The organism is Nocardia sp. CS682 (assembly GCF_004634405.1).
In the GTDB taxonomy this organism is placed as follows: domain Bacteria; phylum Actinomycetota; class Actinomycetes; order Mycobacteriales; family Mycobacteriaceae; genus Nocardia; species Nocardia ninae.
The window spans coordinates 258,704-278,123 of record NZ_CP029710.1; the positions used below are offsets into that span (position 1 = coordinate 258,704).

At 65.9% G+C, this 19,420-nt stretch carries 20 protein-coding genes; 9 read left to right on the top strand and 11 right to left on the bottom strand.

The genetic code is table 11. The annotated features are described in order from the left end of the window. Positions 1-91: 91 nt before the first annotated feature. The 3 genes from DMB37_RS01225 to DMB37_RS01235 are packed head-to-tail and all read left to right on the top strand — an operon-like array spanning position 92 to position 3,453. On the top strand, positions 92-736 hold the full coding sequence (locus DMB37_RS01225; protein ID WP_240772185.1) for a TetR/AcrR family transcriptional regulator: 645 nt from the start codon (positions 92-94) through the stop codon (positions 734-736). Positions 737-783: 47 nt separating this feature from the next. Then, a complete protein-coding gene (locus DMB37_RS01230) occupies positions 784-1,635 on the top strand; it encodes a 3-hydroxyacyl-CoA dehydrogenase (protein ID WP_135231046.1) in 852 nt (283 codons plus the stop codon). 48 nt (positions 1,636-1,683) lie between these two features. Then, entirely contained in the window at positions 1,684-3,453 is a 1,770-nt protein-coding gene (locus DMB37_RS01235; RefSeq protein WP_135231047.1) for an oleate hydratase, read from the top strand. 94 nt (positions 3,454-3,547) lie between these two features. On the opposite strand, the gene DMB37_RS01240 is transcribed toward DMB37_RS01235, so the two are convergent. Continuing rightward, on the bottom strand, positions 3,548-4,396 hold the full coding sequence (locus DMB37_RS01240; protein ID WP_135231048.1) for a helix-turn-helix transcriptional regulator: 849 nt from the start codon (positions 4,394-4,396) through the stop codon (positions 3,548-3,550). 100 nt (positions 4,397-4,496) lie between these two features. Here DMB37_RS01240 and DMB37_RS01245 point away from each other — a divergent pair, with 100 nt between their 5' ends. Continuing rightward, positions 4,497-5,216 carry an SDR family NAD(P)-dependent oxidoreductase gene (locus DMB37_RS01245; RefSeq protein WP_135231049.1) on the top strand — a complete coding sequence of 240 codons (720 nt, stop codon included), beginning with the start codon at positions 4,497-4,499 and terminating at the stop codon, positions 5,214-5,216. 95 nt (positions 5,217-5,311) lie between these two features. Here the strand turns inward: DMB37_RS01245 and fabG are convergent, their stop codons facing one another. After that, complete coding sequence (fabG, locus tag DMB37_RS01250) at positions 5,312-6,064, bottom strand: 3-oxoacyl-ACP reductase FabG (RefSeq protein ID WP_135231050.1); 753 nt, start codon at positions 6,062-6,064, stop codon at positions 5,312-5,314. A gap of 116 nt (positions 6,065-6,180) precedes the next feature. After that, positions 6,181-6,804, bottom strand: coding sequence for an HAD family hydrolase (locus DMB37_RS01255; RefSeq protein WP_167768672.1), 624 nt, complete (start codon positions 6,802-6,804; stop codon positions 6,181-6,183). 903 nt (positions 6,805-7,707) lie between these two features. Between DMB37_RS01255 and DMB37_RS01260 the strand changes: the two genes are divergently transcribed. Next, positions 7,708-9,915 carry a molybdopterin oxidoreductase family protein gene (locus tag DMB37_RS01260; protein ID WP_135231051.1) on the top strand — a complete coding sequence of 736 codons (2,208 nt, stop codon included), beginning with the start codon at positions 7,708-7,710 and terminating at the stop codon, positions 9,913-9,915. On the opposite strand, the gene DMB37_RS01265 is transcribed toward DMB37_RS01260, so the two are convergent. The 3 genes from DMB37_RS01265 to DMB37_RS01275 all read right to left on the bottom strand — a co-directional run bounded on the left by DMB37_RS01265 (position 9,908) and on the right by DMB37_RS01275 (position 12,084). Continuing rightward, positions 9,908-10,534, bottom strand: coding sequence for a histidine phosphatase family protein (locus DMB37_RS01265; RefSeq protein WP_135231052.1), 627 nt, complete (start codon positions 10,532-10,534; stop codon positions 9,908-9,910). The genes DMB37_RS01260 and DMB37_RS01265 overlap by 8 nt on opposite strands. A gap of 125 nt (positions 10,535-10,659) precedes the next feature. After that, positions 10,660-11,046: a hypothetical protein gene (locus DMB37_RS01270; protein WP_135231053.1), complete on the bottom strand. Its 387-nt coding sequence runs from the start codon at positions 11,044-11,046 to the stop codon at positions 10,660-10,662. A 150-nt stretch (positions 11,047-11,196) separates the two neighbouring features. Beyond that, positions 11,197-12,084, bottom strand: coding sequence for an SGNH/GDSL hydrolase family protein (locus DMB37_RS01275; protein ID WP_135231054.1), 888 nt, complete (start codon positions 12,082-12,084; stop codon positions 11,197-11,199). A gap of 110 nt (positions 12,085-12,194) precedes the next feature. Here DMB37_RS01275 and DMB37_RS01280 point away from each other — a divergent pair, with 110 nt between their 5' ends. Both DMB37_RS01280 and DMB37_RS01285 read left to right on the top strand, forming a co-directional pair. After that, complete coding sequence (locus tag DMB37_RS01280) at positions 12,195-12,848, top strand: hypothetical protein (RefSeq protein ID WP_135231055.1); 654 nt, start codon at positions 12,195-12,197, stop codon at positions 12,846-12,848. Further along, on the top strand, positions 12,845-13,282 hold the full coding sequence (locus tag DMB37_RS01285; protein WP_135231056.1) for a hypothetical protein: 438 nt from the start codon (positions 12,845-12,847) through the stop codon (positions 13,280-13,282). The genes DMB37_RS01280 and DMB37_RS01285 overlap by 4 nt, the downstream gene beginning before the upstream one ends. Positions 13,283-13,463: 181 nt before the next feature. Here the strand turns inward: DMB37_RS01285 and DMB37_RS01290 are convergent, their stop codons facing one another. After that, the gene (locus DMB37_RS01290; protein WP_135231057.1) at positions 13,464-14,090 is read right to left on the bottom strand and encodes a YitT family protein; all 627 of its coding nucleotides are present in this window, start codon (positions 14,088-14,090) and stop codon (positions 13,464-13,466) included. A 214-nt stretch (positions 14,091-14,304) separates the two neighbouring features. On the opposite strand from DMB37_RS01290, the gene DMB37_RS40340 reads away from it, so the two are divergent. Beyond that, complete coding sequence (locus tag DMB37_RS40340) at positions 14,305-14,445, top strand: hypothetical protein (protein WP_167768673.1); 141 nt, start codon at positions 14,305-14,307, stop codon at positions 14,443-14,445. A gap of 446 nt (positions 14,446-14,891) precedes the next feature. Here DMB37_RS40340 and DMB37_RS01295 read toward each other — a convergent pair whose 3' ends face one another. The 4 genes from DMB37_RS01295 to DMB37_RS01310 form a co-directional block, all read right to left on the bottom strand. Then, a complete protein-coding gene (locus DMB37_RS01295; protein WP_135231058.1) occupies positions 14,892-15,395 on the bottom strand; it encodes a DinB family protein in 504 nt (167 codons plus the stop codon). 316 nt (positions 15,396-15,711) lie between these two features. After that, entirely contained in the window at positions 15,712-16,155 is a 444-nt protein-coding gene (locus DMB37_RS01300) for an SRPBCC domain-containing protein (RefSeq protein WP_135231059.1), read from the bottom strand. A 15-nt stretch (positions 16,156-16,170) separates the two neighbouring features. Further along, positions 16,171-16,509 (bottom strand): metalloregulator ArsR/SmtB family transcription factor, encoded by a 339-nt coding sequence (locus DMB37_RS01305; protein WP_135237264.1) that lies wholly within the window; start codon positions 16,507-16,509, stop codon positions 16,171-16,173. Beyond that, complete coding sequence (locus DMB37_RS01310) at positions 16,506-16,970, bottom strand: SRPBCC domain-containing protein (protein WP_135231060.1); 465 nt, start codon at positions 16,968-16,970, stop codon at positions 16,506-16,508. The genes DMB37_RS01305 and DMB37_RS01310 overlap by 4 nt, the downstream gene beginning before the upstream one ends. 207 nt (positions 16,971-17,177) lie before the next feature. Between DMB37_RS01310 and DMB37_RS01315 the strand changes: the two genes are divergently transcribed. Continuing rightward, positions 17,178-19,409, top strand: a complete 2,232-nt coding sequence (locus DMB37_RS01315) for a serine/threonine-protein kinase (RefSeq protein WP_240772469.1) — start codon at positions 17,178-17,180, stop codon at positions 19,407-19,409. The last annotated feature ends 11 nt before the right edge of the window (positions 19,410-19,420 follow it).

Sequence of the window (19,420 nt, forward strand, 5' to 3'; positions counted from 1 at the left end):
GGGTACCTCGGCAGGAGTCCAGGGGTTGACCGCTGGATAACTAGGAGTACGCTCAGAAATGAGTCCACTCATTATTGGAGGTGTTGCGGTGATGACCACGCCGGAAGCGGCAGCCACCGGCCGCCGGGTGCGCAATATGCGCGACAAGCAGTCGCGCATTTTCGAGGCCGCGGCCGCACTGTTCGCCGAGCGTGGTTTCGACAGTGTCACCACTCAGCAGATCTCCGATCGCGCGGACGTGGCGGCGGGCACGTTGTTCCGGTACGCCTCGTCCAAGGGCGAGCTGCTGCTGATGGTCTACAACGAGGAGTTCCGCACAGCACTCGAGCTGGGCGAACAGGAGTCGCGCTCGGAAGCCGATCCGGTGCGCGCGGTGCTGGCCATGGTGCGCCCCATTCTGGAAGCCGCGGACCGCCGCGTGGAGAACACGGTGGCGTATCAGCGCGAGTTGCTGTTCGGCGCACCCACCGAGCAGTACCGCGCCGAGGGCCTCGCCTTGGTCGCCCGGCTGGAGGCGATGATCGCCGAACGGCTCACCGCGGGTGTGACAGCTCGCGAGGCCGAGGCGAAGGATCTGTTCGCCCGTGCATTGCTGGCGGGACGCAGCGTATTCGCTGTGCTGCACCTCATCCTGGCCCGGCCGTCGACCGGCGCGCATCCCGGCCGCGACGCGACCGGTGACCTGCATGGCCAGATAGCCCAGATCGTGGCGGGTTACTTCGCCTCGGTCGAGTGAGTGGACGTCGAGGGGCGAACCTCGCCCCCGGCAGGAAGGAGAACACCATGAGCATCCGTAAGGTGACCGTTCTCGGCACCGGGGTCCTCGGTTCACAGATCGCATTCCAGACCGCGTTCAGTGGATTCGAGGTCACGGCCTATGACATCAACGACGACGCGCTGAAGGCGGCGAATGAGCGTTTCGCCAAGCTGGTGTCGATCTACCGCGACGAGGTCGACGGCGCCGGTGACGGCAAAGCCGAAAAGGCCGCGGACTCCATTGTGCTGACCGCTGATCTGGCCGAGGCCGTCAAGGACGCCGACCTGGTCATCGAGGCGGTGCCCGAAGTGGTGAAGATCAAGCAGGAGACCTACCAGAAGCTCAGCGAACTGGCCCCGCACCGCACCATTTTCGCCACCAACTCCTCCACCCTGCTGCCCAGCGATCTCAAGGAGTCCACCGGGCGTCCCGATCGGTTCCTCGCACTGCATTTCGCCAACGACGTGTGGCGCTACAACACCGCCGAGGTGATGGGCACCAAGGACACCGATCCGGAGGTGTTCCGTGCGGTGGCCGAGTTCGCCGAGGCGATCGGCATGGTGCCGATCGAGTTGCACAAGGAGAAGGCCGGTTACGTGGTCAACTCGCTGCTGGTGCCGCTGTTGAACTCCGCGATGGCGCTGAGTGCGGGCGGCTATGCCGATCCCGAAGCGGTCGACAAGACCTGGCGTATCGCCACCGGCGCCCCGTTCGGCCCGTTCCAGATGATCGACGTCATCGGCCTCAACACCCCCTACAACATCCTGGTCAACAGCGACGACGACGGGAAGAAGCTCGCGGCGTGGCTCAAGGACAACTACATCGACAAGGGCAAGCTCGGCAAGTCCAGCGGTGAGGGCTTCTACAAGTACTCCTGAACGCTTGCGCGGCAGGTAATTCCGAACCATTTTCAGGAGAGGGGTCACATGTACTACAGCAGCGGCAATTACGAGGCCTTTGCCCGACCACGCAAGCCCGAGGGTGTGCAGGACAAGACGGCGTGGTTCGTCGGGGCGGGGCTGGCCTCGCTGTCGGGTGCGGCATTCCTCATCCGGGACGGTCAGATGTCGGGTGACAAGATCACCGTGTTCGAGCGGTTGAAGCTGCCCGGTGGCGCGCTCGACGGCATCAAGGAGCCGAAGAAGGGTTTCGTGATCCGCGGTGGCCGCGAGATGGAGAACCATTTCGAATGCCTGTGGGATCTGTTCCGGTCGGTGCCCTCGATGGAGATCGACGGGGCCAGCGTGCTGGACGAGTTCTATTGGCTGAACAAGGACGACCCCAACTCCTCGTTGCAGCGGGCCACCGAGAAGCGCGGCCAGGACGCGCACACCGACGGCCTGTTCACGCTGAGCAACAAGGCGCAGAAGGACATGATCAAGGTGTTCCTCGCCGCGCCGGAGGAGATGGAGAACAAGCGCATCGACGAGGTCTTCGGCGAGGACTTCCTGCAGAGCAACTTCTGGCTGTACTGGCGCACGATGTTCGCCTTCGAGGAGTGGCACAGCGCGCTGGAGATGAAGTTGTATCTGCATCGCTTCATCCACCACATCGGCGGTCTGCCCGATTTCTCGGCGTTGAAGTTCACCAAATACAACCAGTACGAGTCGCTGGTGTTGCCGCTGTATCGGTGGCTGCTCGATCAGGGCGTGACGTTCCGGTTCGATACCGAGATCACCGATATCGACTTCCATCTGACCCGGGAACGCAAGCAGGCCACCAAGATCCACTGGGTCTCGGAGGGCACCGAGGGCAGTGTCGAGTTGGGCGAGAACGATCTGTTGTTCACCACGATCGGCTCGCTCACCGAGAACTCGAATGACGGCGACCATCACACCCCGGCGAAACTGCTCGACGGTCCGGCACCGGCGTGGGATCTGTGGCGGCGGATCGCGGCCAAAGATCCCTCGTTCGGGCATCCCGATGTATTCGGTGGGCATATTCCGGAGACCAAATGGGAGTCGGCGACGGTCACCACGCTCGACGAGCGCATCCCCAGGTATATCCAGAAGATCTGTAAGCGTGATCCGTTCAGCGGGAAGGTCGTCACCGGCGGCATCGTCACGGTGAAGGACTCGAGCTGGTTGATGAGCTGGACGGTGAACCGGCAGCCGCATTTCAAGCAGCAGCCCAAGGATCAGATCGTCGTCTGGGTCTACTCGCTGTTCGTGGATGTGCCCGGCGATTACGTCAAGAAGCCGATGAGCGAATGCACCGGCGAGGAGATCACCCAGGAATGGCTCTACCACATGGGTGTGCCGGAAGCCGAAATCGGTGAGCTGGCCGCGAATTCGGCCAAATGCGTGCCGGTGATGATGCCGTACGTGACGGCGTTCTTCATGCCGCGCCAAGCCGGTGACCGCCCGGACGTGGTCCCGGAGGGCTCGGTGAACTTCGCGTTCATCGGCCAGTTCGCCGAGACGACCCGCGATTGCATCTTCACCACCGAATACTCGGTGCGCACCGCGATGGAGGCGTCGTATCAGCTGCTCGGTATCGAGCGCGGCGTGCCGGAGGTCTACAACTCGACCTACGACGTGCGCAAACTGCTGGCCGCGACGAGCCGGCTACGCGACGGGGACGAGCTGCATATCCCGGGGCCGGACGTGCTGCGGAGGAAGTTGATGAAGAAGCTGGAGTCGACCGAGATCGGGGTCATGCTCGAGGAGTACGGGTTGGTCGCGGACAAGAAGTAGTTCGCTCCGCCTCGGGAGGCTCGGTCCAGTGGGCCGGGCCTCCTTTCAGCGCTGAATCCCCTCCTGATCGGCCAGGTGCACTGGCCACGGGCACTCAGGTGTGGTCGGTGAATTGCTGGGTGCCGGTGATGCGGAGCAGGTCCAGCGCGGAGGCGGCGGGGGTGTGGGGGGCGGCGGAGTAGACGACGACGGTTTGGTCGGCGTCGGGGACGAGCAGGGTGTCGCACTCCAGGACCAGGGTGCCGAGTTCGGGGTGGTCGATGGTTTTGGTGGCGCTGCGCCATTGGACCGAGGGGCGTTCGTGCCAGAGTTGTTCGAACTCGCTGCTGTGGGTGCGTAATTCGGTGATCAGGCGGTCCAGGTCGGGGTCGTCGGGGTAGCGGGCCTTGGCGCTGCGCAGGGTGCCGACACCGTAGGCGCCGACCGAGTGCAGTTCCTCGGGGGTGAAGCGGACGCGGCCGGGCTCGGTGCCGAGGAAGCATTCCCGGATGATGTTGCGGCGGGCGGGCGGCACGGCGGAGAAGTCGCCCAGGAGTGCGGCGGCCATCGGATTCCAGGCCAGCACATCGCCTTTGGCCGACATGACCAGTGTCGGCAGGTCCACCATCCGGTCCAGCAGGCGCAGGACGCTCGGTCTTACGACCTGGGCGATCCGGCCTGCCTGCGGTGGCGCGGATCCGGCGAGGCGGAACAGCAGGTCACGGTCGTTGTCGTCGAGTCGCAGGGCCCGGGACAGGGCGGTGAGCACGGCGGTCGAGGGGTGTGGCCCGCGGCCTTGTTCGAGCCGGACCACGTAGTCGACGCTGACGCCGGCGAGCTGGGCGACCTCTTCACGGCGCAGTCCGGGTACCTGGCGGCGCGTGCCCGCGGGCAGGCCGACATCGCGCGGCTGTATCCGGGTGCGGGCCTGGCGCAGCAGCGCGGCGAGTTCGGAGCGGTCCATCCCTCGATCATTCCGCAGGGGGCACGGCGCGGGGTGGTACCGCTGGTCCCAGGACAATTCGGCCCTGGTGGGGTGGGGTGTGGGCACCGAGGCTGAGTGCATGAACGCAACGACAACGGCTCTGGTGACCGGAGCGAACAAGGGGCTGGGTCGCGAGACCGTCCGCAGGCTCGGCGAATTGGGCTGGCAGGTGTTTCTGGGTGCGCGCGATGCCGAGCGCGGTAAGCGGGCGGCAGTCGAGCTCGCCGAGGCCGGGTTGACTGTCGATTTCGTGCCGCTCGACGTGACCTCGGCGGCGTCGATCGCGGCCGCGGTGGAGGCGGTGGGTGCGCGGACCTCGGCGTTGGATGTGCTGATCAACAACGCGGGTATTTCCGGTGCGTTCCATGCTCCGGAGGACACGCGGGCCGAGGATTTCCGTGCGGTCTTCGAGACCAACGTGTTCGCACCCGTCGAGGTGACCCACGCGTTCCTGCCGTTGCTGCGGGCGGCGAGGCAGCCGCGCATCGTGATGGTGTCGAGCGGGATGGGTTCGCTGACCGTCACCTCCGATCCGGCCAGGCTCGAATCGACCCTGCTGAACTTGCCCTACACCTCGTCCAAGTCGGCGCTGAACATGATCACCTCGCAGTACGCGCGAGCACTACCGGGGATGCGGGTCAACGCCGCCGATCCCGGTTACACCGCAACCGATTTCAACGGTCATGCCGGGCATCAGACGCTCACCGAAGGTACCGACGCCATCGTCACGCTGGCCACGCTCGGGCCCGAGGGACCCACCGGCGGTTACTTCGACCGGCACGGTCCGATCCCGTGGTGAACCGCGCCCTCATGTCCCGGTCGCACCGCGCGATGCTGCCGAACGGGCCATGCGGGCGCCATTGTGCGAGTGGCGCCGCCCTGCGGTCCCGTTGGTCAGCGTGCTCCGCCGTTGACGTAGAGGGTTTGGCCGCTGACGTAGGAGGCTTCGTCGCTGGCGAGGAAGGCGATGACGGCGGCGACTTCCTCGGGCTGGCCGACGCGGCCGAGTGGGGTGCGTTCGGCGACGGATTGCTGGTGGTCTTCGGGGGTCATGCCGACGCGGTCGGCGGTGGCGGCGGTCATCGCGGTGGCGATGTAGCCGGGGGCGACGGCGTTGACGTTGATGTTGTAGGGGCCGAGTTCCAGGGCGAGGGTGGCGGTGAGGCCTTGGATGCCTGCTTTGGCGGCGGCGTAGTTGGCTTGGCCGCGGTTGCCCAGGGCCGAGCGGCTCGACAGCGACACGATCTTGCCGTAACGCTGGGCGACCATGTACTTCTGCGCGACCTGGGTGCAGTGGTAGACGCCGGTCAGGTTGACCGCGAGCACGGCGTTCCAGTCGTCCTCGGCGAGGCGGAAGAACAGGTCGTCGCGGGTGATGCCCGCGTTGTTCACCAGAATGTGCGGGTCGCCGAGGTCGGTGGCGATCCGGTCGAACACCGACTGCACGGAGTCGCGGTCGGTGACATCGCAGACGTAGCCGCGTGCGGTGCCGCCCGCGCGGGTGATCTGTTCGAGGGTGTCGTCGGGGGTGTTGCGATCCAGCACCGCGACAGCGGCGCCCTCGATGGCCAGCCGCAGCGCGGTCGCCGCGCCGATGCCCTGTGCCGCACCCGTCACCACGGCGATCCTGTCGGTGAAACGGTCCATTGGTTCGTTACTCCTCTCGGAATGCGCGCCGGGGGTGGGCGACTGGTGTGCAGGCTAGCGAGCGGGAAACCGCCGGTGCAAGTGTCCGGAATACCCTGCGCGCCACGCTGGTTCGGCTAGCCCGCGTCGGCGATCGGACCGAGTTCCGCGGCGAGCCACTGCGGGAATTCGGTGAGGTCGGTGAGGATCACGTCCGCACCCGCGGCACGCAGTTCCGCGGCGTCGCACGGGCCGGTGGGGACGCCGACAGCGCGAACGCCCGCCGCTTGCGCGCCGCGCATGTCGCCGATGTGGTCGCCGACGAAAATGCTCGCGCGCTGCTGGGTCAGCACCGAGGCTTTGCCCGCGGACCAGAGGTCGCCGGCGAGATGGTCGATCCGCCAGCCGAGTTCGTCGATGTGCAACCGGGCCAAGGGTTCGTGCTTGCCGGTGACGACGAGCACCCGCCCGCCGCGGGCCTCGATCGCGGCCAGCGCGGCGTCGGCGCCCGGCATCGCGGGGATGCTGGACACGATGCTGGGATACAGCTCCCGGTAGCGGGTGACCAGCGCGGGAACCAGCTCCTCCGGCGCACCCACCTCGACGAGCAAGGTAGCCAGCGGAGGCCCGAGCCGGTCGGCGAAATCGGTGCCGCGGATCGGGAGGTCGAACTCCGCCGCGAGGGTGTCGATCGCCCGGCTGACGCCCGGTCGCGAGTCGATCAGCGTCATATCCAGGTCGAAGCCCACCGTCCACGTCACTACCCGACCTTATCGGCCGGGGTGATTCGTCCGGCGGGGACCTGTCATCGCCGAAGGATCGCACCGCGGTCTCGCTGTTCGGCGTCGCGTGGGCACCTGGCGTCGGCTGGGCGGTACACCCCGCAATGCCAGCGACGAATCAGGTTCCCCGTGCCCGAGAACTACATCAACAGCCAGACGGCCTTCGACTAGGGCACCGTCGGCCTCGAGGCGAAACAAGCCGACGAGGAACCCGTCTGCTGATAGGGCTTCGGATGGGGGAGCAGACCTCCGGTCGGCCCGAGTGTTCGGCGTTGCCCAGCACTCGGGCCGACCACCGTCGCACCGCCCGGCGGACACCCATTCGAATGAGTCCTGTCCCGTCGCGCAAAGGTTCGCGGTCAGGCTGATTCACGTGGAACCCCTGGTGCAGACGATGAATTATCAAGCGCGCCAAGGCTGTTCGGTTCGACGCAATGCAGTGCGTGCATGTCTGCATCACGCGCAATCCGAGTGCCGAATGGGCCTGCGACGGTGCGTTTTCCGGACGGACCTCGCGCGCCCGCGCCTACGCGGCCGCAGGTGTAGTCGTGCAGACTCTGCCGAACCAGGTCCTCCCCGAGGCTGAGCGCGTCATGAATCGCCGGGGCGGTGGGGTGTCCGGCCGCAGCAGGAAGGCCGGGCCAGCAGCACTGCCAGAGCACGTCCTCTTCGGAGCGTCGGCGCCGAGCAGATACGCGCTCCGGGCGCGTGCTCGTCGGCCGACGCGCCGGTGCCCGCGAGCCAGTACACGCCGACGTGGACCGCCAACTTCTCGACGGCAGTCGGGGTCCGCGCAACCCAGCTCAATGCACCGCGAACATAGTGGTACCTACGGTTTGCTTGGTAGCCTGTGGCAAGCGAACCGGCAGAAGGCGAAACACTATGAGTGCTACGACCATTGCCCGGCAGTGCACGCTGTGCGAGGCGCACTGCGGAATCCTGGTTACCGTCGAGGGTCCCCAGGTGACGCGGATCGAGGGTAATCCGGCGGACGTGCTGTCGCAGGGCTACATCTGCCCGAAGGCCACGGCGATGGGCGGGCTGCACCACGATCCGGATCGGTTGCGCACACCGGTGCGCCGAGTCGGTGATCGGTTCGAGCCGATCGGCTGGGATGAGGCGTTCCGTGAGATCGGGCAGCGCTTGCGGGCGGTGCGCAGCACGTATGGGCCGAGCGCGATCGGCATGTACCTGGGAAATCCGGCGGCACACAGTTCGTCGGTGATCTATGGGGCGTTGCTGCGCGCGGTGCTGCTGACCCGGAACTTCTTCTCGGCGTCGTCGATCGATCAGTTCCCGCAGGAGTTCGTGGCGTGGCGGATGTTCGGGTCGAATGTGCTGATGCCGGTCATCGATATCGATCGCACCGACCGGCTGGTAATCCTCGGCGCGAATCCGGCGGTATCGAACGGGTCGATCACCACCATGCCCAACGCCAAGCAGCGCATCAAGGACGTGCGGGGCCGCGGCGGGAAGGTCGTGGTCATCGATCCGCGGCGCACCGAGACCGCACGGCTGGCGGATCAGCATGTCGCGGTGAGCCCGGGCGGTGATGTGTATCTGCTGCTGGCGATGCTGCACGTGTTGATCGCCGAAAACCTGTGTGACGAAGACGCGATCGGTGCGCAGTGCACCGGCTGGGAGCACTTGCGCACCCTGGTCGCCGAGGCGACGCCGGAGCAGATGGCGCCGCACGCCGGCGTCGACGCCGACACCATCCGGAGCCTCGCCCGTGAGCATGCCGCCGCGTCGTCGGCGGTGCTGTACGCGCGGATCGGCGTGTGCCAGCAGGTGACAGGCACACTCACCCACTGGCTGGTGAACACGATCAACGCGGTGACCGGGAACCTGGACCGGGTCGGTGGGCAGATGTTCGCGACACCACCGATCGACGCGGCCCGGTTCGCGAAATATCTGCCGATGGGTTACGGAGCGTGGACGGACCGTTCCGGCACCTACAAGTCGTTCCGCACCGAACTGCCGGTGGCGGTTCTCGCGGACGAGATCCTCACCGAAGGTGACGGGCGGATCCGAGCCATGATCACCTACGCGGGCAACCCGGCACTGTCCACACCGCAGCGCGGCAGACTCGGTGAGGCCCTGGATTCGCTGGATTTCTATGTGGCCGTGGACATGTACGTGAACGAAACCACGCGACATGCCGACATCATCCTGCCGCCGATCTCCCCGCTCGAACGCGAGGACGTCAACATCCTGTTCCCGGTGTTCAGTGTGCGCAACAACCTGCGCTACGACGCCCGCGTCTTCGACCCACCCGCCGACGGACTCGAGGACTGGCAGATCCTGGCGCGACTGATCACCGAACTGGTTCCGATACCGGCCCGGCGCTTCACCACGCGCGCGCTCAACACGCTGTTCGAGCAGTTCAGTCCCGTGCGGTTGGCCACGGCCGGGGTGGCTGCCGGTCCGTACGGGATGCTGCGACGCGGACGCAAAGGGCTGTCGGTCGCCAAGGCGCGTGCCTCCGCCGGTGGTATCGACCTTGGCCCGTTGCAGCCCCGATTGCGCGCGCTGCTCGGCACGAAGGACCGCAAGGTGCATCTGGCGCCCGAGGATTTCCTCGCCGCCGCGCGCACCGTGCTCGACGACGCCCGGACCGGAAAGGCGATCACCACGCCGGCCGACGGCTACGACCTCAAGTTGATCGGCCGCAGGCACCTGCGCAGCAACAACTCCTGGCTGCACAACGTCCCGGCCATGGTGAAAGGACGGGACCGCTGCACCGCGCTGATGCACTCTGCCGACGCCGCCGCCCGCGGGCTCACCGATGGTGAACCCGTCACGGTGACCTCAGCGATCGGTGCGATCGTGGTGCCCCTGGAAGTCAGCGACGACATCCGCGCGGGCACCATCGCCATCCCGCACGGGTGGGGGCACCAAGAGCCCGGTGTCGGCTGGTCGGTGGCGGCCGCGTTGCCCGGCGCGAACGTCAACCTTTTGCACGACCCGTCCCGCACCGACACCTTCTCCGGCAACGCCGCGGTCAACAACACGTGGGTGACGGTCACCCGCGCGGCCGCCGAACCTTCCGTCGATCAGAATGCCACGACAGCGGCGCCCGCTAGCTGAGGTGCCGGGTGTCGCCGAGCCGGACGACCTGACGGTTGTGGAAGTAGTCGTCCTCCCGGAGTTCGGTGATGCTGCCGGACGGACCGTTGAACCGTGCGTAAGCGAGCGACTCGATCGGCAACTTCGTCCACGCCGCCACCGCGAAGGTGATCGCGCCGCCGTGCGTCACAACGACCTGATGTGCGCAGTCGCTCAACAGGACCGCGTCCATCGCCGCATAGACACGCGCACCGAACCCATACATGGTCTCCGACCCTGCAATGCCCTCGTCGTGGCGCAGCCGCTCGCCGACAGCAGGCGGGGTGACGAACCGCTGCCGCAACCATTCCTGCGGTTTGCCTTCAGCGGCACCGTAGGACTTCTCCCGCCACCGGGCATCGAGGACCGGGCGGACACGCAACTGCTCGCCGATGATGTCGGCTGTCCGCGCGGCCCGTTGCAGATCCGAGGAGTACACCTCGATCGCGTCCTGCTCGGGGATGGCACCGCGCAGTGCCTCCGCGATCTTCGTCGCGGCACGCAACCCCGCCGGGGTGAGTGGTGAGTCGTACCAGCCGCCGACAAGCCCGTCGACGTGATGAGTCGACTCCGGATGCGCGACGACATACAAGGTCCGCATCAAGATGTTTCCTTCCATGCGCCGCAATGAGACCGGCGCATCATTCATGAGGTGTGCGGCCTTCGCAAGCGCGCAGGTCTACATAGCGGGCATCTGCTATACACCTCGACACAGGTGATCAGCGGTCACATCGACACCACGGTAACTCGGTACCCGAGGCGGATCTCGCGCCCGACGTGTGCGGCCCCACTCAGATACAACCAGCGATCGGTGCCGCCACGCGGGTCCGGCAGATACGCGGCCTGAACGTGCTCGACACCGAACGGGAAGTTGCCCGAGGTAGATGTAGCGATGCCGGTCATCAGGTGCGCCTCGGCCAGCAGTTGCGGTTCGGTGGCGGTCACGGGCAACGGTGTCGCGGTGGGGATGAAGAAACCGAACTGTTCGGGTGGAGCGCCGGAACCCTGCACGAGCATGCCGGTCACGAACAGACGCGCGATCCCGGTGTGCACCAGGCATTCCGGAGTCAACTGCAACGGTGGAGTCGGTCGCAATTCGAGTTGGAACGCCATGCGCCGAACTTTACGGTCACCGATCACCGCTGTCCTCGCGACAATCAGCGACTGCTCGAACGTTGCGCGACTGCTCCCGGACCGTCGCCCACTTGAGTACGACGCGTGTCCTGTGCACCGCAGCGAATACGCAGCCGAGCGACTTCGGGACTACCTTCCCAGCACCGCCAGCACGCTGCGCGCCTGATGGTCGGCACCGAGTTGGTTGGGATGGAACGGCACCGCTGGGCCCGGCGGGTTGCTCGACCACGGGACCAGACCTTCGACCCACCGGGTACCGGGCGGCTGACAGCCGTCGTGACCGGAGCTGGTGCGGTAGGTGTCGACCAGCTCGACCCCGGTTGCCTGAGCCACGCGTGCCAGCATCGCGTTCAACTCGATGAGCTTGCGCCCCAACCAATCCGCGTCGGCGTCGGAGATCGGCACGGCGGGGAAGCAGCCGGGGCCGGTGCTGACTCCTTCGAAGTAGTCCAGCAGCAGGATGCGTGCCCGGGGTGCGCGCTGGCGGATCCCGTCGATCGACGCGGTCACCCTCCGTTCCGCCGCGGCGATGTTCACCGACATCTGGTCGACGCCGCCGGTGACGAATGTGTTCAGGCACGGCGATACGGCCGGGTCGGCGGTCAGGCACTGCTGCACCGTCACCGCCAATTTGGCATCGTTGCCGCCGATTTCGAGGGTCACCAGATCGGTCGAGGGGCTGAGCCGATCGAACTGCGGGGGATTGACCCCGAACGGGACCTGCTGCGGCGCGGTCATGTTCACCGTCATCGCCCCACCACACGTCGCATCCCGGAACACCGGGACCGCCAACGCGGCCGCCACCTGCTTGGCATAGCTACCCCGGCTCTGCGCACACCCCAGCGGCGCGAATTCGCCCGTCGCCTGGGTCAGCGACGCATCCGCCGCCCACGAATCACCCAGCGCGACATACTCGCTGAACCCAGGCGCCGCCGACGCCACCGGAGCACCACCCACCGGCAACACCACACCCATTGCCGCACACGCGATCACCACTCGCGACGTCTTGCGCACCATGCCTCCACACCAGCCAGCCCGACCCAACTGGACGAGCGCCCAGTGCTGGTGAACCTAGCATCCACACCGACACCGATCTCCCGACACCCCAGCACTATACGATCCAGCCCATGCCACACCGTCGCTCCTGCCTCGTGGCCGCACTCGGAGCGCTCCTGATCACCGTCACCACCGGCTGCATCGGCGCGGTCGACCGCGCCGACTTCGAAAAGACCATCCAGGCCCGCGGCGGCGGACTCGTCTCCGCCCTGCCCGCCGCCGCCATGGACACCCTGCGGCAACGCCTGGGCACCACCGACATCCACACGAGCGTCATCCTGCTCACCGCACCGGAGTCACACAGCCTCACCGTGCAGGCCCGATCACCACAGGTCAACCGCCTCCTCGCGGAGAACCGCAATTTCGCTATCCAGGACAGCGCCATCCATGTGCGTATCCGCGTGCCCGGCCGACCCGATCAACAGGACGACTACACCTTCGCCAACGGGACCCTGCACGGCCCCACACCGGTACACGTATCGGCCTTCGTCGACCTGGACAGTGAAACATTCGACGTCCGAGACGTTTCCGGACTACTCAGGCTCGAGGAAGTCGTCGACACCGCCCGCACCCAGACCGGTGTGGAGAACGGCTACGTCTCGTCGATCGTGATCAGCCGCGTCGACGCCGACCTTCTCATGAGCGTCCACGTCACCTCACCGCGCACCACGATGGTCGCCCAATTCGACCGTGCCGGAACATTTCTACGGATGCAGCAGCTATGAGCGAAGAGTACCGATCCGACCGGACCGACGAGCATCTCTGCGACGCCGCCCCGCGACGGTCCCCGGGAATCCTGGCGACACTGGCCGCGATCCTCTGTTTCACCGGCATCCTCGGCTGCCTGCTCCCGATCGCCATCTGGCCCGGCGAAGCGAAGCTGACCACACCACTGTTCTGCGACGCACCGTACCCAGAACCGATCGTCGTCTCCGACACCTTCCACGACTCCGAAGGACGCAGCACCAACTACTCGCTGTACTGCGTCGGCGAGCGCGGCCAATACAACGAGATCGGATTCCTGCGACCGTGGTTGGCGTTGTGGGCGCTGCATACCGTCATCGTGATCGTCTTGGTGATGATGGGGCGCGCATGGCGCTGGTGGCGTCCGGCGAATCCCGCCGAACCAGCGAAACTCGCGGAATCTACCGAACTATAGGGACCCCGCACACACCCCGACTAACGTCACAGTGACGTTTTACGGCAGGGTTCCCATCAGCAGCCGGGACGACGGGGGAGTCGGCCATCACCTCGAGGCACAACCCAGCACAAGATCATGCGGACATGGTGACAGCATTTCGCGAGGAGCCGGCACAACCAAGTCCCCATGATCGTGAAGTTCACGCGGGGACGATGACGGGCTCATCCGCCGGCTTCGTGTGAAAGCCGGGCAAGTACCGATTCGCTGTCGGGATCATCAGCTGGATCAGCGGACCGATACCGAACGCGTAGACGAGCGTGCCGACCCCGATACTGCCGCCGAGCAGCCAGCCGGTCGACAGCACCGTCACCTCGATGACGGTCCGCACCACCCACACCGACACACCGGTCCGGCGCACCAGTCCAGTCATCAGTCCATCACGCGGGCCAGGACCCATCCCGGCACCGATATACAACACCGTCGCAATCGCATTCAGCACCACCGCGGCACCCATCGCACCCGCCTGCGCCGGCAGCGCCTCCCAAGCGGGCAGCAACCACAGCCCGACATCGACCGACACCGCGATGACCACCACGTTGCTCACCGTCCCCAGACCGGGCCGCTGCCGCAACGGAATCCAGGCCAGCAGCACCACAATTCCGGTTAGCGCCGTCACCGCACCGAAACTGATCGGGACATGGTGCGCCACACCCTGATGGAACACATCCCACGGATCCAACCCGAGCCCGGCCCGCACCATCACAGCCATCGAGAACCCGTACAACCACAACCCGACATACAGCGCAACCAACCGGCGAATCAACACCGGATCAGCATGACCGACCACTGGTATCTGAAAACAGAGCCAGTCGACAACATCTGGCCCCACAGGTGGCATGCCAGGTGGACCCGAACCCTGAGATCACCACCGCGAAAAGTACCCGCTGCGGCGTAGGCGGACGATCCCTGCGACCGATGCGCCACAAGGCGCGACCGAACCACACTGGTAGACAACGAAGTCAGCGAGGCGAAGGAACGTCATGAGCATCTTCCGCAACAACAGCGACAAGCCGGACAAGGATGCCGAGACGACCAGGTCGACCATTTCCGACACCGACGTGGACAGCGAGCGGCGTCGACGCCTGCTCGGCGGCTACTACGGTATCGGCAACGGAATTTGACCGGAAGAGCTGACCTCCAACAGATTTCATAGGTCCACCGCCCTACGTTCAAAACGTCACAGTGACGATTCGTCGGTAGGGCGGTGGACCTAGGGGAGAGGTCGCAAGTACCCAATCCGGAACCCGCTCAATACATTCCGCTCAAAACGGGCACAGACAGGAATATTTACATCGGCGAGAACTTGGACCAAGGGGAGATCGACACGAGTCAACCCGCGCAACACCCGGCCGCATCGAACGGGAGTCCGGAGGAGTCCGGGCGGACTGACGCAAGCGACAACGAAACCTCGCACATACCAACGACATTGCCACGGCACAGCCACCGTTTATCCGCACCGTTTCTGTGCCGATAATCAACATTATGTCAACTAACCGACATCTACCTCAGATGTGATCGACCCTAGCCCGCTCCCCGGCTGTTATGGATAAGCCCGGAGCTCCGACGTTCAGGAGTTGGGGCGCTCCGGTATACCCTTCTCGATCTGCTCACGCAGTATGTCGCCATGCCCAGCATGCCTGGCGAACTCCTGGATCATCAGGAGCAGCGTCCAGCGCATGCTGACCTTCCCCTCCCGAGGATTGTCCTTGGTGTCATCGAGCTCGAACCGGGCCGCGATCTCCCGGGACCGTTGGCTAGCGCGCTCATACTCGGCGATAACGTCCGCCAGCGTTTCGCCGTCGGCGACCGCGAAGGTGCCCTCGTCACGGCCCGAGTACCCGTCGCACTCGGATTCGTCGAGCTCCGCCCAGAACCGTTGGAACCAGATCCGTTCCGCGGCCGCGGCGTGCTTGATCAACGAGATCGGCGTCGTCAACGACGCGACGAGTCGACGCCGGGCATCCTCCTCGGACAGTCCGCGTACGGTCTCGATGAGCGCTGCGCGGTTGCGGTCGAGCAGGTTCTCGACGACCGCTCGCTCGCTGCCGTCGGTAATTCCGAAGGTACTCATAAGCTTTCGCTCCGTTTCATGGCATGGTTGAGCCCGGTGTCGGCGGGCTGATTCACACAAGGCAGCATCGATCGATCTCGAAAGAGAGACGAAGAGTCCGGTGTCCGGGACAACCGGGAAAGAAAGGCGCTCGCCGCGAGGATTGCGAACCGAGCGTGGGCGATGCGGGCCGCTATCGGCGCCGCGGCCCCGACCTGTCAGAAGGTCTGCTGCCTTGGTCAGTATGCCGTAGATATCTATTCCGGGCGAGCTTTCCGGAGCGATCGAAGCGAGAGGTACGGGGACCCATCGACCTGGACGGGTCCCCCGCTATCCCCTAGTGCCAGTTGCTGATCTGCACGTCATGCGGGTCGGGCGCACCCGTTCCGGTTTCGACCAACTGCTTCAAACTCATCAGGTAGATCGCCCACTTGGTGCTGCAGTGGTGCATGAACTCACCCGGTTCCTTCCAGCCCCGATGCTGGAAAAGGATGATCGTGAACCCTTCCTCTTCCTTCAGATCCCACACCACTTCGGTGCCGATCCACTCCTCGGGCCCGTCGACCACCTCCCAGAGCACCCGCTCGCCGGGCTGCAGGTCGATGACCTTCATGTCGAATCCACCTGCGGTGAACCGGAACCGGATGACTCCCCCGGGTTTGGTATCCCCCGTCGTGTCACTCGCCCACCAGCCGGCCAGGCCCTCGATCGAGGTCAAGGCCGCATAGACGTCGTCCACCGACGCCGACTCGACCCCGACCCTGTGCAGAATATCCACCATGTCGATCCCTCTCGATTACTGCTGTTTGCTGCGTTGAATGGCCTCGGCGATGCGCTTGATGCGCTGCAACCGGGCGTCCCAGGTAGATCCGACGGCATTGAGTTGCGCGACCGCACGGGCCAGTTGTGCGTCGTCGACCCGGTAGCGCCGTTCCCGGCCCTCGGGTGTGCCGTGTACCAACCCGACCCGGTCCAGTACGCCCAGATGTCTGGCGACGGCCTGCCTGGTGACCGGTAGTCGGTCACTGAGGCTGGTGGCGGTCCCCGCACCGTCGGTGAGGAGTAGATCGAGCATGCGGCGCCGGGTCGGGTCCCCTATCGCGGACCACAGCTCATCGTCGACCACGCCGCTCATCGCCGCGCGACCAGCCGCTCCGCGCACTGGACGAGCCTCGGCAGGTACCAGTCCCACCCCTTGATGTGCTCGCTGTACTCCTTTTCGAGCGCGGCGATCTCCCACCCCATCTCGCGGAAACCCGTTTCGGTCATCCGCACCGAGGTGCCGTCGCCGGCGGGCGCGAGTTCGAAGGTGACGAACAGGGAATTGCCGACGCCCGCGGGTTCCTCGGCCGGGTGGGTCCAGCGGAAGGAGAACAGCCGGTGCGGCTGCGCGTCGACGACCGTGATCGGGACGATCTGCACGTCCGGAGTACCGCGCTCCCCAAAGACGAGTTCGCCGACCGCCCCGGGAACCGGCTCCAGGGCCACCTCGTCGGGCCACCACTCCGCGAGATGCGTAGGGCTGCTGATGACCTCGTAGACCACCTCCGGTGTGGCCTCGACGTACATCGTCCGCTCGATCTGTCCGTACTCCATGTCGACTCCTTCGATTCGCAACACTTTGTTGCGCATGACGTTAATCGACGGTCTCGCTAAGCGCAACACTTTGTTGCACATGATGGCCGCCGCCATCCGTGCCCCCAAAACCTGCGGTCACGAATAATTCAGCGGCCCCGGCGCAGGTGATCGTTTATCCTCGGGTGGGGGCTCGGGAAGCCATTTGATCGGGTGGGCCACATGGAGATGGACCGAGTGGCGGCAACGCAAACCGCGTTGACGCGACTGGTTGCCGAGTTCGACAGCGCCTGGGAGGACGCCGACGAACCACCGGACCTCGCTGCGCATCTACCAGCCGAGAGCGGGCTACGACGCTCGGCCCTCATCGAGCTGATCAAGGTAGACCTGCAGCACCGCTGGCGCGAGACCCGCACCGGCAAACGCCTCGCCGAGTACCGGGCACAGTTCCCCGAACTCGACGCTGCCCCCCTACCACCGGACCTCATCTACGAGGAGATCACCGCACGCAGCCGCCGCGGCGACGACGAACTCGACCTCACCGAATACGAGCAAGACTTCGCCGCCCAGATGGCGCAGCTGGCCACCCAGCTCGACTTCGGCAGCCACTCCGCCGAGAACTTCCGCACCACGCTGCTCTCCGACGCGACGACCAGCAACGCCCTCGACACCATCGCCCCCGGCGCCACCATCGACGACTTCGACCTGCTGATCGCCCTCGGCCAAGGCGCGTTCGCCCGCGTGTTCCTCGCACGGCAGCGGTCCATGCAACGGCTTGTCGCAGTGAAGGTTTCGCGTGACCGCGGCAGCGAACCACAGACCCTCGCCCAACTGGACCACGAGCACATCGTGCGCGTCTTCGACCAGCGCCAAATCGAGGAACAACACCTCAAGCTGATGTACATGCAGTACGTGCCCGGCGGCACCCTGCTCGGTGTGCTGCGCCTGGCCCGCAGTACCCCGCCCGCGCAGCGCACCGGCCAACTGCTGCTCGACGCGGTCGACGCCGCGGTCACCGCCGGCGGGGTACTGACCCCGCAACCCTCGCTCACCCGCGCCGACCTGGCCAAGCTGAGCTGGTCCGAAACCGTGGCCTGGCTGGGCAGCCGGCTCGCCACCGCCCTGGACTACGCCGATCGCGCAGGCGTCCTGCACCGCGACATCAAACCGGCCAACGTCCTGCTCACCGCCGACGGACACCCCAAGCTCGCCGACTTCAATATCAGCTTCAGCACCCACATTCCAGGAGCGAGCCCGGTCGCCTACTTCGGCGGCTCACTGGCCTACATGTCCCCCGAACAGCTCGAGGCCTGCCATCCCACCATCCCCACCACGGCCGCCGACCTCGATACCCGCAGCGACCTGTATGCCCTCGCGGTGGTGCTGTGGGAACTGCTCACCGGGCGGCTGCCGTTCACCGACGAGCTCGGTCTCGCCGAATCCGACACCTCGCTCACCAGGATGATCGAGCTGCGTCGTCAGCCGATCGACGAGCGCCTGGCGGCCACCGCGCCACCGGACTGCCCGCAGATCCTGCGCCACGCACTGCTGACCTGCCTGTCCCCCGACCGCGATGATCGCTACGCCAGCGGCGCCGATCTCGCCCAGCACCTCGAACTCACCCTGGACCGGACCGCCCGCGATCTCGTCGACCCACCGTCGCGCAGTCTGCGCGGACGGTTGCGCATGCGGCCGATGCCCGTGGTGACCCTGTCGAGCGCGCTCGGGCAGCTGCTCGGCGTCCTCTATCTGTCGGCGCACAACACGAAACTGCTCGACATGGAGCTCGGCGTCGATGGGCAGGCGCAACTCACCAGGTTGGGGTTGATCGCGGGGGCGGTCGGTTATCCGGTGGGCGTCGCGATCCTGCTGTACTGGTGCCGGCTCGTTTTCCTGGTCCCCTACGGGCTGCGGCACGGCAAACACTACGACGAGCAAACCCTGGCCAAGGCGCGAGCGGACACCCTTGCCTGTAGCGATCGCATCGCCGCCGTCTCGTTCACGGGGTGGGCGCTCGCGTTGCTGGTGTTCCTCGCCAAGTTGCACGACATCGCGGACCTGTCCGCCGGGCTGCTGTTCAACTTGATCGCCTCTCACTTCGTCGCGGCCGCGGTCGCGGTCGTCTATACCTATTTCCCGGTGACCTTCTTCGTACTGCGCTGGTACTACCCGGGATTGGTCGCCGCGGGGCACAGCTCACCGTCGGAATCAGGCCAGTTGCGTCGGCTGGCACGGCGCAGCCGGATCTATCTCGGCATCGCCGCCTCGGTTCCGCTATTCGGCGTCGCCGCAGGTGTGGCGTTCCTCCATCCGACCCAGCAGCAGACGGTGCTCGCCTCGATCGTGGGGCTCTGCGTCGGTGGGCTGTTCGCCTTCGTCGGCACACTGCGCGTGTTCTATACCCTCGATTCCGATCTGCACGCGCTCGACCGCATCGTCGACCCGCACGCCCGACCGTGACAGGACAGAAC

What these genes read in the sequence shown, in the direction of transcription:
- DMB37_RS01305 (WP_135237264.1), bottom strand. Translation starts at nt 16,509, where the DNA reads ATGAGCGGCGTGGTCGACGATGAGCTGTGGTCCGCGATAGGGGACCCG.
- DMB37_RS40340 (WP_167768673.1), top strand. Translation starts at nt 14,305, where the DNA reads ATGAGCATCTTCCGCAACAACAGCGACAAGCCGGACAAGGATGCCGAG.
- DMB37_RS01225 (WP_240772185.1), top strand. Translation starts at nt 92, where the DNA reads ATGACCACGCCGGAAGCGGCAGCCACCGGCCGCCGGGTGCGCAATATG.
- DMB37_RS01240 (WP_135231048.1), bottom strand. Translation starts at nt 4,396, where the DNA reads ATGGACCGCTCCGAACTCGCCGCGCTGCTGCGCCAGGCCCGCACCCGG.
- DMB37_RS01270 (WP_135231053.1), bottom strand. Translation starts at nt 11,046, where the DNA reads ATGGCGTTCCAACTCGAATTGCGACCGACTCCACCGTTGCAGTTGACT.
- DMB37_RS01265 (WP_135231052.1), bottom strand. Translation starts at nt 10,534, where the DNA reads ATGCGGACCTTGTATGTCGTCGCGCATCCGGAGTCGACTCATCACGTC.
- DMB37_RS01245 (WP_135231049.1), top strand. Translation starts at nt 4,497, where the DNA reads ATGAACGCAACGACAACGGCTCTGGTGACCGGAGCGAACAAGGGGCTG.
- DMB37_RS01230 (WP_135231046.1), top strand. Translation starts at nt 784, where the DNA reads ATGAGCATCCGTAAGGTGACCGTTCTCGGCACCGGGGTCCTCGGTTCA.
- DMB37_RS01260 (WP_135231051.1), top strand. Translation starts at nt 7,708, where the DNA reads ATGAGTGCTACGACCATTGCCCGGCAGTGCACGCTGTGCGAGGCGCAC.
- DMB37_RS01310 (WP_135231060.1), bottom strand. Translation starts at nt 16,970, where the DNA reads ATGGAGTACGGACAGATCGAGCGGACGATGTACGTCGAGGCCACACCG.
- DMB37_RS01275 (WP_135231054.1), bottom strand. Translation starts at nt 12,084, where the DNA reads ATGGTGCGCAAGACGTCGCGAGTGGTGATCGCGTGTGCGGCAATGGGT.
- DMB37_RS01280 (WP_135231055.1), top strand. Translation starts at nt 12,195, where the DNA reads ATGCCACACCGTCGCTCCTGCCTCGTGGCCGCACTCGGAGCGCTCCTG.
- DMB37_RS01300 (WP_135231059.1), bottom strand. Translation starts at nt 16,155, where the DNA reads ATGGTGGATATTCTGCACAGGGTCGGGGTCGAGTCGGCGTCGGTGGAC.
- DMB37_RS01315 (WP_240772469.1), top strand. Translation starts at nt 17,178, where the DNA reads ATGGACCGAGTGGCGGCAACGCAAACCGCGTTGACGCGACTGGTTGCC.
- DMB37_RS01285 (WP_135231056.1), top strand. Translation starts at nt 12,845, where the DNA reads ATGAGCGAAGAGTACCGATCCGACCGGACCGACGAGCATCTCTGCGAC.
- DMB37_RS01295 (WP_135231058.1), bottom strand. Translation starts at nt 15,395, where the DNA reads ATGAGTACCTTCGGAATTACCGACGGCAGCGAGCGAGCGGTCGTCGAG.
- DMB37_RS01235 (WP_135231047.1), top strand. Translation starts at nt 1,684, where the DNA reads ATGTACTACAGCAGCGGCAATTACGAGGCCTTTGCCCGACCACGCAAG.
- fabG (WP_135231050.1), bottom strand. Translation starts at nt 6,064, where the DNA reads ATGGACCGTTTCACCGACAGGATCGCCGTGGTGACGGGTGCGGCACAG.